General features: G+C 38.4%; 9 protein-coding genes and 1 pseudogene. 3 read left to right on the forward strand and 7 right to left on the reverse strand.

Going from position 1 to position 12827, the window contains the following annotated elements; all coding sequences use genetic code 11:
• Positions 1-147: 147 nt before the first annotated feature.
• The 5 genes from cydC to DNK84_RS10195 all read right to left on the reverse strand — a co-directional run bounded on the left by cydC (position 148) and on the right by DNK84_RS10195 (position 8332).
• Positions 148-1806 (reverse strand): thiol reductant ABC exporter subunit CydC, encoded by a 1659-nt coding sequence (gene cydC, locus DNK84_RS10175; protein WP_119344408.1) that lies wholly within the window; start codon positions 1804-1806, stop codon positions 148-150.
• Positions 1806-3596 (reverse strand): thiol reductant ABC exporter subunit CydD, encoded by a 1791-nt coding sequence (gene cydD / locus DNK84_RS10180; RefSeq protein ID WP_119344409.1) that lies wholly within the window; start codon positions 3594-3596, stop codon positions 1806-1808. Before cydD ends, cydC begins: the two co-directional genes overlap by 1 nt.
• 189 nt (positions 3597-3785) lie before the next feature.
• Positions 3786-5228 (reverse strand): RHS repeat-associated core domain-containing protein, encoded by a 1443-nt coding sequence (locus DNK84_RS10185; RefSeq protein WP_119344410.1) that lies wholly within the window; start codon positions 5226-5228, stop codon positions 3786-3788.
• Positions 5229-5430: 202 nt separating this feature from the next.
• Positions 5431-6756, reverse strand: a complete 1326-nt coding sequence (locus tag DNK84_RS10190) for an RHS repeat domain-containing protein (protein WP_119344411.1) — start codon at positions 6754-6756, stop codon at positions 5431-5433.
• Positions 6757-6889: 133 nt separating this feature from the next.
• Positions 6890-8332 (reverse strand): hypothetical protein, encoded by a 1443-nt coding sequence (locus tag DNK84_RS10195; protein ID WP_119344412.1) that lies wholly within the window; start codon positions 8330-8332, stop codon positions 6890-6892.
• A gap of 161 nt (positions 8333-8493) precedes the next feature.
• On the opposite strand from DNK84_RS10195, the gene DNK84_RS10200 reads away from it, so the two are divergent.
• Entirely contained in the window at positions 8494-8985 is a 492-nt protein-coding gene (locus DNK84_RS10200; RefSeq protein WP_119344413.1) for a hypothetical protein, read from the forward strand.
• 137 nt (positions 8986-9122) lie between these two features.
• Here DNK84_RS10200 and DNK84_RS10205 read toward each other — a convergent pair whose 3' ends face one another.
• Positions 9123-10577: an RHS repeat domain-containing protein gene (locus tag DNK84_RS10205; RefSeq protein ID WP_119344414.1), complete on the reverse strand. Its 1455-nt coding sequence runs from the start codon at positions 10575-10577 to the stop codon at positions 9123-9125.
• 207 nt (positions 10578-10784) lie between these two features.
• On the opposite strand from DNK84_RS10205, the gene DNK84_RS10210 reads away from it, so the two are divergent.
• Together DNK84_RS10210 and DNK84_RS10215 are read left to right on the forward strand one after the other, a co-directional pair.
• Positions 10785-12200: an RHS repeat-associated core domain-containing protein gene (locus tag DNK84_RS10210; RefSeq protein ID WP_119344415.1), complete on the forward strand. Its 1416-nt coding sequence runs from the start codon at positions 10785-10787 to the stop codon at positions 12198-12200.
• Positions 12201-12352: 152 nt separating this feature from the next.
• The gene (locus tag DNK84_RS10215; RefSeq protein ID WP_119344416.1) at positions 12353-12547 is read left to right on the forward strand and encodes a hypothetical protein; all 195 of its coding nucleotides are present in this window, start codon (positions 12353-12355) and stop codon (positions 12545-12547) included.
• Positions 12548-12601: 54 nt separating this feature from the next.
• Here the strand turns inward: DNK84_RS10215 and DNK84_RS10220 are convergent.
• Positions 12602-12827 (reverse strand): annotated as a pseudogene (locus DNK84_RS10220) (IS1634 family transposase); the annotation flags it as partial.

A 12827-nucleotide genomic window follows, 5' to 3' on the forward strand; every position in this document is an offset into this window, starting at 1 on the left:
ATATCCTACACGAAAAAACTTTAAAATGCTTTATTAGGCGTGATCAATGTGTGCATAAAGAAATTAAATATTTTAAATATAATGCGGCAATGTTAACAATTTTTTTTGCCAATCGCAAAGATTTAAATATGTGTCACAAAAAACTTTTCAGCTAAAATAAACAACCCGATCCATGGCTTTGGCTAAACGCAGATTGTGTGTGATTAAAATAACCGTTTTATTTTTCATCAATTGTTTTAATGCATTAAAAACATTATTTTCAGTTATTTTGTCTAACCCTTCTGTTGGCTCATCCAATAACAGTACTGGCGCATCTGTCAAAAAGGCACGCGCCAAAGACAAGCGCTTTTGTTGCCCTTTAGATAAATGCTTACCATACTCACCAGTCCACGTGTTAAGCCCATCAGGCAAAGACTTGACAAAACCGACTAAATCAACGGCCTGAAGCGCCTGATACATCTGTTGTTCACTGGCGTTTTGTTTTGCCAGTTTTAAATTCTCTGCAATCGTACCATTAAAGATATGCGCATTTTGGCTAATAATCGTTATCAAAGAGCGAAGTTGATTTTCTGTATATAAAGTGATATCACAACCACCAAGCATGATTTCGCCTTCTTGTGGTTCCCAAAAACGGGATAATAAGTGTGCTATTGTGGTTTTTCCAGAACCGGTTGGGCCGCATATTGCAAGCTTTTGTTTTGCCTTAATATCAAGACTAAAGTTTTTTAAGACTAAATGCCTTTTATCATAACCAAAAGAAACATTCTTGAATTCAATACCCACAGGATCACAAGACAGAGAAACCTGTGTATTTTCTGCAAATACGACCGTAGGTTTTTGTTTAACCACAGCTAATAATCTTTTTGCCGAGGTCAGCGTCTTTCCTAAGTATTGATAAGCAATCGGTAAAGGCAGGATCGCCTCAAAAAAGCCCATAATACCTAATGCGATAAGCGCGATAAATGCACCATTTAACTGCCCCTTATGCACAAGCCCCACAGAAAACCAGACACCAAGCCAAATCGTCAAACCTAAAAGCAACGTCATCAAAAAAGCACCAGCACCTGTAAAAAAAGCCAGTTTCTGCTGTTTTTGTATTACCTGATCATTTTGCTTATAAAGCATATCTGTAGAGGTTTCTTGCGCTGCAAAAATCTTTAACTCCGGCATAGATTGAATATGTTGCGTGATCGCTGATTTAAGCCTGGCCTGCTCATTTGCCAATGCAATCGCGGTTTTTCGTGACATCTTATCTGTAAACACAGGTACAAAAAACCCAGCAATAGCCGCTAATATCACGGTACTTGCAGCAACTTTAATACTGATAAAACTAAAAAAAATACCCATTGCGATCATGGCCAATATCAGCACGATTGTCGGTGAGATAATTCGAATATAAAGATTATCGAGATTGTTTACATCATTAACAAAACGATTGAGCAAATCACCACTTCTATATCGCATAAAGTGCGCCGGTGCTAAAGGCGTTAATTTTGCATACACCCAAACACGTACATCCGTTAAGATTTTAAACGTTGCTTCATGGGTGAATACACGCTCACCATAGCGCGATATAATCCTTAATACAGAAAATGCCCGTACACCTGCTGCTGGATAAAAATAATTAAATTGTTGTGCCACTAATATTGTGACCGTTGCAACATACCCAGTTGCTGAGATAAACCAGCCTGAAAGGGATAATAAACCAATGCTGGCAATTACGGCAACAAAGGACAAAAAAGTGCCAAATACCATCCATTTAAATTGCTTTAAAAACAGGCGAATAAAGGGCAATAATTCGCTCATCAGTCATCCTCCTTATCGCTAAAAGCATATAATTGCGAAAATAATCCTGTTTTGTCTTGCAATAAACTCTGTAAGTCTCCTTTTTGAATAATACGCCCTTCATCCATCACAATAACCGTATCCATTTTGGCTAAAAAATCCAACCTGTGGGTGAGCATCACAACGGTTTTGTCATGCCAAATTTTTACTAATGAATCAATGATTATTTTCTCAGAAGCAGTATCTAAACTTGCTGTGGGCTCATCTAACAAAAGCCATTGACAAGGCTTTAAATAAGCGCGCGCCAACCCCAAACGTTGTGCTTGCCCCCCAGATAAACCAAGGCTTTGCTCGCCAATTTCCGTATCCAATTGCATGGGAAGCCGTTTTACCGTATCACCAAGATGCGCAATCTCAAGTGCTTGCCACAACGCATCATCATCTGCATTGGCATCGGCGACTTTCAAATTAGCTCTGATTGTCCCTTTAATTAACCCCGTGCTTTGACCAAGCCAGCTGATGCCTTGTAACCATGATGCTTCGGCAATATGGTTTAATGGCACAGATCGATCAATGATAATCTCCTGATCATTTGTATGAATAAACTTCAGCAATAAATTCAACAACGTTGTTTTGCCAGCACCACTTGGTCCTACAATGGCAACTTTCTCACCCTTTTTAATGGTGAAACTCACATCTAAAAGTGCATGCGTTGCTTTGGCCTTATAGGTGTAATGCAAATGGTTAAATGTGATCGTTTGTACTGGTGTGTGCCATGTTTTATCGCCATTATCCTGCTCAGGTTTTAACGCAAACAGCTTTTGCAGCTCAATGGCAGCACCAACAGCTTCAGCTTTGGCATGATAATGTGTGCTTAGTTCCCTTAATGGCAGGAAAAATTCAGGTGCTAAAAGCAAGATAAATAAACCACCTTGTAACGTCATATTATCAAGGCTCCACCATAATGTATTTGCGCTACCTGCATTGATAAACCCCATCCCTAAATAAATGGCAACAAGTGCAATAGAGGCTGCAGAGAAAACCTCTAAAACTGCCGAAGATAAAAAGGCAATCTTTAATACCTTCATCGTTTTAATGCGATATTGGTCAGAATACTGAAAAATAGTATTCGCATGCGATTTCCCACGATTAAAAAGGCGTAATGTCGTTAAGCCTTGCAGGGTATCTAAAAACCCGGCACTCATTCTTGCCAACGTCTTAAAATGCTTTTGCTGCTCACCTTCAGCACCAAAGCCGACAAGCATCATAAATAAAGGAATAAGTGGTGCACAAACCAATAAAATCATTCCACAGATAATACTTTGTGGAAAGATAAACACCAAAATAGCCAAAGGCATCAAGCCTGCTAAAGTCATTTGTGGTAAAAAATAGATTAAAAAATTATTAACCCCTTCAACCTGCTCCATCGCGGCACTGATAATCTCACCATGTGACAGCCCACCGATTTTAACCGGCCCGAGCTTATTTAAATGTACAATAATATCTTCACGTAACTGCTTTTTTACAATACCGGCTGTTTTAAAGCCTACCACCTCTTTTAACCATGCCAAACAAGCACGAACAATAACGATCACGCCAATACCAACAAAGTAATAAATCAGCGCATGTTGCCCCATTTTTTCGATAAAAGCGGCATAACAGATATGCGCAAGCAAATATAACTGCGTAATCAATAAAAGCCCACTTAAAAAGCTTATTAAAATAGTTGCCTGCACCCAGCGCCTGCCAGGGCTTGCAATTTTCCTAAGCCAGGCTCGTGCAGATTTTTTTTGAATAATATCAACCGACATTACAACGATTCACCATTTTGCAATGGTTGCATTATAGCGATTATTTCATGTGCTGGAAAATTTATTTTAAGCATGCAACTGAAGTTACGCACTTTCAGGCATTTTGTCGTGCTATTACGCAAGAAAACGCTTTACAAAAACAATGACATTTAAAAGCAATATGAAAAAATAGAAAGCCCTGATGCATATTCAGACTTTAGTCAGTGTATAACTGGCAGTATGAGTTCCTGGTTGCGGCGTATTCAACTTTATGCTCGTACTAAACTGCCCATAATTAATAACACTTATGTCATCGCCCTTCAGAATTTTCACCTTATTGGAAAAGCGTATAGTGTGCGGGTCTAGCACCTCGGATTGAAAGCTAGCACTGTCCCAAGCGAGTCCCGCCAGATCGCTGCCTGCCTTTTCTTTTATAGCAAGGAATGTCCTTTGATTATAATATTTTTGATTCGTTGGAGCTAGCTGTTCTCGCTCACTTGAATCGAATCCCCTGGTTTCATCGAGTTTACACTGCCCTTCATGACTCTGTCCATTAATTGGCGCTACGTCTTTATCTGTTAATTCAAATGTTTCAGGACTCTTCACCTCTTTGAAACTTTCCATAGCAGAAGAGTTATCCTGTGCAATATCGCCAACACTTCGCTCAATAGCAGTTCCAGCAGCCCCGGCACTACCAGCTGTCCAGATATTATATAAAGATAGTGGCGTCGTTAGTATAAAGATGCCTGTAGAGATACCCTGTAGCGTAGCACTGTTTGATTTTGCAAAATTAATATAAATACCCGCTAACCCCAATGCAAAGTTTACAGCTGCTGGTAATGAAAACGTTGGACTCATAAATAGACTAGCTAGCCCAACTGAGGCTGAGAGCCTATTGAAAATACTATTTGCTACATTGAACATACTGGACAAACTTGTATGACCACTAGGGTCAACATTGTTCACTGGATTACCATCAAAGGCATTATAACGATTAAGAAGATTATAATTATCTCTTTGCATAAAGCGTAACTGTCTTGGATTATAAAACCGTGCCCTTAAATATACAAACCCGGTTTCTGGGTCCTGGTATTCACCATCATACGTTAATGGGCTATATGTCAGAGGTTGAGAGAAGTTAATCGTTTTTGAGGGATTGTTTTGAACGAACAGACGATTTTGCCCATAGCTTGAAAAATTATAAGTTTGTTTTAAATTGGCTGTTGCGGTCAATAACAAACTTGTCGTGCTGTGCACGGCGGCTGAGAAGTAATAGGCATTTTGCTTAAAAGCGTTGACAACATAGCGGACATCCTTGCCTAAATAAGCACTTTGGCTGTTATGCTGCCTATCCTCAGCATTGATTAACTGATTATTCTGATAAATAAAATCAAGTTGCAGACGGTGATTATCAGATGATCTACAGATTTTTGCATCTCGTAAACCTTCTGGACTATAGGTATAGTTACACTGCAAACTCCTTTTAGGCGATTTTATTGCAATTAGCTGCTCCTTGGCATTATATTGGTAGTGATTGCATTGTGTATCTATCATTAAACTGCCATTGGCATTATAGGTGAGGTTGCATGCAGCAGATGCAAGACTGCTTAGTAAAGTCGCTACAAGCAGTGTGTATAGCTTAGGTTTTTTCACTTTATTTCATGTATATTCTGAAAGGTATAGTTATTTAATCTTAATTGCCTTACATGTGTCTATAGATGAAATACTGACATTCCTCTATGGGCACAGATGTTAAGTAATGGACAGTTTTACGGCAATTGACTCGCCTTATTTTATGGAAATTTCCAGCACCTTGGCGTTTCCAGGACTAGATGATACCCTGACTTTACGCCCGCTAACGCACCCCCCATAGCGGGCTGATAACTTTATCACTGAAAGAAACTTTCCCACCACTTCCAGCCAAGGGAATTTGCTTAGGTGGTTTTACAGATTTTCCATACAGACCTGTTTTTTCTCTTAACGAAATAGTATGACTGGTATAAACAACAGGTAATGGTTTATTCTGCATTATTTCTCCATTTTTCCCTGAAGCGTTTTTGCGCCTCTTAAAAGTAGATTTATGTGGCCTTGTTTTATCTGACCCATCAGCTTTTCCCTCGTAGATAGCAGGAAGCAAGCCTAGATACTGCGCCCCTATGCCTGCAGCATTCATTTTTAGCAGTAATAGTGCAGAATCAATAAATGAAGATCCAGGAGCACCTGCTGCAACCAATAGCTCCATACCAAAGTCGGTTAAAATCGTATAGTCATTATAAATTGATGCTTTTATCAAGTTATTTTGATTAAGCAAATCACGTGCTTTAAGATAAAACTTTGCAGATAAGAAACAGGCAATAGGGAGGGTGATAAGTGATGCTGACATAAGCGCAGCAACTCCCATACTGATATAAGTTGTTCCTGCAACAACTAATTTACTACCTGCAACAACTAATTTACTAAAAGACAAGTGACCACTAGGATCAATATTACTAACTGGATTATCATCAAAGGCATTATAACGATTAAGAAGATTATAATTATCTCTTTGCATAAAGCGTAACTGTCTTGGATTATAAAACCGTGCCCTTAAATATACAAACCCAGTCTCTGGGTCCTGGTATTCACCATCATACGTTAATGGGTTATATGTCAGAGGTTGAGAGAAGTTAATGGGCCTTGAGGGATTGTTTTGAACGAACAGACGATTTTGCCCATAGCTTGAAAAATTATAAGTTTGTTTTAAATTGGCTGTTGCGGTCAATAACAAACTTGTCGTGCTGTGCACGGCGGCTGAGAAGTAATAGGCATTTTGCTTAAAAGCGTTGACAACATAGCGGACATCCTTGCCTAAATAAGCACTTTGGCTGTTATGCTGCCTATCCTCAGCATTGATTAACTGATTATTCTGATAAATAAAGTCAAGCTGCATATGCTGGTTATCAGATGATCTACAGGTTTTTGCATCTCGTAAACCTTCTGGACTATAGGTATAGTTACACTGCAAACCCCTTTTAGGCGATTTTATTGCAATTAGCTGCTCCTTGGCATTATATTGGTAGTGATTGCATTGTGTATCTATCATTAAACTGCCATTGGCATTATAGTTTAAGTTACATCCACCAGATGCAAGATTGCTAAGCAATACGGCCGTTAACACCAAACAATTTCGGTTATTTTTCAATCAAATCTTCCATAAAACTCAAATATGACGTCAATATACGCTGCATCAAAGCGCAAGGAAATATAAAGATAACTTAACTTTTTCTATACACCTGCCTAACATTGAATAAGAATTACAAAGTTTAACTAAAAAGTTAGTCGTCACTTTCTATCCCCATATACTTTTGGGTTGAGTCCCCTGGCACTTGTTTATAGAGCGTGTCATCGAAGGTGTAAGCAGCAATAATACCTGGATACCCTTTGCCATCACACACTTTTTTTTGATGACCAGCATGCCATTGTGCAAGCGCTGTATAGAAATTCATAAAGGCCGTTGGTGTGAACCAGGTAGGATGACTGCTGCATTCTCCACCATCAGGCGTGCAATAGTGTGCCGTCCCAATCTCAGCAATGCCAACGTTACTGCCACCTTTGCTAAAAACAGGGCTATTAAAAAAATACGTATCAAGTTCGGCGAATGCGCCTTGTGACTTTATAAAAGAGAGCATGATCGTATTTAAAATGGCTACAAGCGATTTATCTTTTGAGCCAGGTACATAGCAGTGATCAAGATTACCCCCCAAATCGCACAGCCCAAGATATTCGGGAAATAAGTTTAACAAAACACTGTTTTTCTGCCCAATACCGTTATTGTAATCAAGCATGACTTTTAATGCTTTTACAAAGTTTTCAATATTCTGGTAGTACCGCTGCTCTTTAAGCGTTGCTGTATTGTTGAGAATTTTAGATGCAATAATTGGAATATTATTATTGAGTATAACGTTACTACAGGCATAATTTATACCTTCAGCAGAAGGGTTGTCGCACTGAAATAAAAAGCCTTTGCTTAGGTTTTCTTGCGTTTTGCTCACTATGTTTGCCGAAGCCAAGTAGGTACTTGTTAACAACATCGTATGCTTAAGGTTAGCCAGAATATCTGAATTACTTTTCAAGATATTACTGAAGCCTTTCACAATAAGGTCATAAGCATAGATATTTGGCAACCCACCAAGCGCATGGTGATCAATAAGCGACAAAAGCGGTTCGTTACCTATAAAAACCCCTTTGATATCAGCAAACCTGAAATTATCGTTTAATTTTGATAAATAGCATTTGATCTTAGCATTATCCGCTGTTTTATTATCTGCTGTGAGAAAAGACTTTAAGTTACCATTGCTAACGCCAATATAAATCTTAGGGAAAAGGCTTTTATCGGTAATTTTATGGCCTATTACATAATCCTGATATGCTCTTGCCATTGCACATAGTCTATCCTTGGCTAAAGTTGAGGTGGCATTATAATTAGCAATATTCCCGCCATTGTAACAGCTTACTTTACTAAGATCATTGATGTTATTATAAAAAAGGTCGTAGGTTCGAATGGCAACGCCATGCTCAAGCATGACAGTGATATCATGGTAAACTTGCCCAGCAGTACGAACACCAGGTTGTTCATTGCCTTCAACACTCGTATAGTCAAGGGTATTTACAGCTTTTGCGACAATAGCCCAGATACCATCATTATTTACAGTAGCATTAAGAAACCCAAAGAAAAATAACGCTAACAAAATTGCTACCATGCGCACTTTGTTTTTCATTTTTTATTTACACCCCATTTAAAATAATTAATGCTAGGTACGACGTTCAAACCTATCACACTTTATTGCCCGTAGATATTGAAAAAATCACCAATTATTTCTATATCTAATCCCCGCTTAAACAAATAGGATAAAGATATAAAAACCAATTGGAGAAAGCCATGAAAAAAATACTTTATGCCTTAGCAATCGGTGCTGCATTAGCAAGTACCTCTGCTTATGCAGGAACAGCATCTACATGGGTTCGTTTTAATACAACGCTAACAAATTATTCTAATAGTGGCTTAATTAATCATAAACCCGCAACACTTGATCGAGTAAAAATCAATCTTGGCGGAGATAACTATGTTAAAGCAGGCCCACTTGCACCAGGCTGGCAGTCTGGCAACAATATTAAGCTACCATTAAAAGTATCCAATACTAAAACGGTCACAACTAACTTAACCATTACAGTCTCTGCTGTCAGCAAAACATCACAAAGCGCGACAAGTATTTATCATATTACTTGCAACTCAACGCCTAATGGAAAAGCTGGAGAATATAATGTCAATTGCACATCCAAAGAAAATGCATTTACACAGAAAGTAGACTTCTTTATTCAAGGCGGTGTATATCCTTTACAAATGAAGTTCTATGGGATCAATAGCAATTGATAATGAAGCGAATAAAATAAAACAAAGATGATAGCAAGGGGGCTGTCTAGTGTGCTGGTGAAATAATTTTACCAGCACACTTACTAATCTAATAGAACACTCTTGCTTTGCAAGGAATCTACCAGATAACATAACGACTAACCAAGCTCTAGCTGCGCAACGGTAAACTGCTCACCCCAGCCGTAATTAAATGTGTTATAAAGTGTGTGATTAAGGTCTTGCCCGAATATTTGGGCATTACCCTTTTGCATACGTACACGTGTTGCCGCCATACCGGCATATTGAAAACCACCAGCCATGGCTGCCATTCCCACATTCTGCCAAATGCTTGTATTTGGATATTCCTCAGAAGCCCCTAATTTCTTTGAAATCGGGAAATAACTTAACCTTACCAGTTCAGATACCCCCATCCGAAGCGCGCCTGCAGAAAATGATCTAAGATAATCACTCAATCTGGCATTATTTGTCCCTATATCATGGCTCTCTAATATTGCATCCTGGTAAAAAGATTCAGGAAACCAGCTATCTTCCTCTGCAGTGCCGGTGAGTAATGCTGCACTTGTTGCCATATAAATGGCATAAGGCAGAGATGCAACCGCTGAAATACCTGCTTTTTTAAATGTTATTTTATTATTCTTATTTGAGATAAAAGGCATTGCAATACCTTGCAGCCAATGCTCAGAAAATTCAGTTGCAAAGATTGCTTTTGAATTGCCAGACATCAAAGCCGCTGTGCCCAAAAACGACCCCAGCATTGCTACGCTATCCCCGATGATACGGCTGACATTGGCGTGTAGCAATGGTATACTTGTTGCAGCTATATTTAACATCGCTCCCATAAAATACAACGTTGAAGAACTCAATACTGGTGCTAAGATACCAACACCAAGTGCACTCAAACTTAAGCCAGAGGTTAGTGAAAAATGTCCAGATGGATCGGTTTTATTAATGGGGTTATCATCTGTAAATGAGTAGCGGTTCATGAAGTGATAACTATCTCTTTGCATAAAACGCATCAACCCTGGACTGTAAAATCGTGCATGTAAATAGATCAGCCCTGTCGCTGAGTCCCTGTATTCTCCATCATAATCCAACACATTAAATATATTATTTTTTTCTTGCTTATAGCCAAACCGCCATATATTGCCAAAAGGGCTAAACGTCTTTACCTGCATTACATGTTGATCTTTATCCAACCAAACGCCCATTGCATTTTTCTGGTCTGCTACTTTATAAAAACAATGAGACATTTGACTATTTATACATAACACATTTTTATTGATAAAACTCACACTGCCCTGAGTATCTGTGATCGAGTTTTCCAGCATGTAGTGTTGTCTTTCTAGCGAAGCATAAATAAAATTTTGTGTTTTATTCTTTGCTATTTCATTATCAAGTAAGTTATTGGAATTATAGTGATAATGCGTCGTATGCTGCCTTTTATCTGTGAAGCTGATAAGTTGGTCCTGCGCATTATAGCGATAAGTTCGCCCATTATTATCTGCTAACATATTACCATTGGCATCATACTTAAATGCATAGCAGCCATTTATTAGCAATAATAACAACATCCAGTGTCGAGAATATTTCATATTTTATATCGAATGATAGTGGTAATCGATATTATCTTGATAACTTTTATGTTTAACAATAGAGATTTCACAACAATATTTCCATTTCCAACATGTTGTAAATCGTCAACAATCAAAAAATATGAAGAGATAGTGAATAGTCCAAAGGGATCTAAGATGAAGAATAATTGACTATCAGACTCAATGAGATTAACCCAAGGATAAATTATGTATAAATTAACGTTTGTTATTGCACTTTTGCTATTAAGTTTAAGTTGTGGTTTTAGCAATACATATCGTTATGATGACAATGGAAATTTAATATGTGATACAAATGGCAATCGCTATTACTATAATGCAAAAAACCAGTTGATTACATTTATACAAGGCAAGGCCAAGATAAAAAGCAGATTTCACTATAATGCGAATGACTTACTCGATAACAGTAAAAGTGCACAACACATTTATCACTTTATCTACCAGCAGCGTCAACTAAGCAATCTTATTGTAAATAATCAAAAAATAATAAGTACACTGCAAAAAGATATTATTTATGTGAATGCAAAAGGCCATAATACGCCCTATTATCGAACGGCGATGCATAACAATACGCAAACGTTACTACTGTCACAAAACGTAAGCCTAATGGATGTAGATAATTTCACACCCTTTGGTACCAAAAGAGCATTAAACCAAGATAGCACGAATCCAGAACAAGAGCTCAGCATGGTTAAATCACTTTTTGCATATGATGGGGAATATCAGGATCAGGCAAGTCAGCTTATTTATTTGCATGCACGATTTTACAATCCAGGGTTGATGCGTTTTATGCAAAGAGATAGCTATGACCTGCTTAATCATTATGCTTTTGCAAATGATAACCCCGTTAATAAAACCGATCCATCTGGACATAATGCCATTGCCTCATTATTCCATGGGCTTGGCGAAGGTTTGATTTCAGGAATGAGTATTGGCTTTTGCAGCACAGAAGGTTGCGGCGTTAAAAACTACAAACAATTATTCAGCGGCAACGAACGCGCCTGGGCTGAGTTTCTTAACCCTATCGCAGCACTGGTGCCACTTATTCAACATGGCGGTAACACAGATGAATGGATGAATGCCATTGGCATGAGCTTACCTAATATGGCGATCACCATGCGAGATATGATGACAGCTTATTATAGCTATCAATTGAGAGAAACAATGCGCACAGATTATCAATGGCGCAAGAGTCGAGCATTAGAGGAAGGGACTAGCTTACAGGCAACAACACTAGCTCACTACAACAAAATAGCGCAAACAGGCTTTATAAAGGATGTAAGCGCCAGGCGAAATGGTTTTAATTACGTTTTTAATCCGGTGCTTGATATCTATCATCAGTTTGAAGACGATCATTTCTCTTTTTTCAAGGACCCTCCTGAAGGCCTCGACCTCGTCAAATATCAAACCACGAGAGTAACCCCTTGGGACTTTGATCTGACAAAGAAACTTTTTGGAAAAACGCAGTGGATAAGAGGAGCAGAAGAAGTGAAGCTAACGTATGATGGAGCAGTACGAAATGCGCTTATGGCTGCCGATTTACTGCTTTACAGCATCAATACAAATAGCCTAAACCAGTATAACCAAACGGCAGATGGTGGCTAGGAGAGTATAGAAATGATTTACGATAGGTCTAAATTGCCGCGGCATAGAAAATAAAGCTTTTTTTTTCAATATTACCTTGCTTTGTTTTCAATTAACATAATCACAGATACAACATCTGAAACTTTTAACCATCCGATGAGGGAACTGTCACTATGAAGAACTGGAAGAAACTATCCTTACTCATAAGCTCAGTCTTAGGAGCGCATGCATTATATGCTAACCAGACAGCAAAGCCTGGCACAAATACACACAAACAAGATGGAGCTGTCAGCAAACAGTCTACAACGATACATAAAAAACTCAGTCTTAATACAAAAAAAGCTAAATTATCGACCTCCCGACTTTGACACTTTTGAATGTGAAAGCCTTATTTTATAAGGATTCCTTCAAAACCCAGGGCACTACATTGAGTTATCCACAATAACAAAAGGTGTGCTTGCTAAAGACAGTCCCATCGTTTGATAAATCTTAGCTGCATGCGCACCAGTAGCTGATGGAATGCCATATTTCTTTTCTGTTTTTCTATGCTTAAGTATACTCACCTGTACATGCAGTAATTCTTTACGAATGACTTCAGGCGAAAGCTTCTGATATTGTAAAGCCACTCGGTAATTGCGGTGTGTAACC

It is taken from the genome of Facilibium subflavum (assembly GCF_003574485.1).
In the GTDB taxonomy this organism is placed as follows: domain Bacteria; phylum Pseudomonadota; class Gammaproteobacteria; order Francisellales; family Francisellaceae; genus Facilibium; species Facilibium subflavum.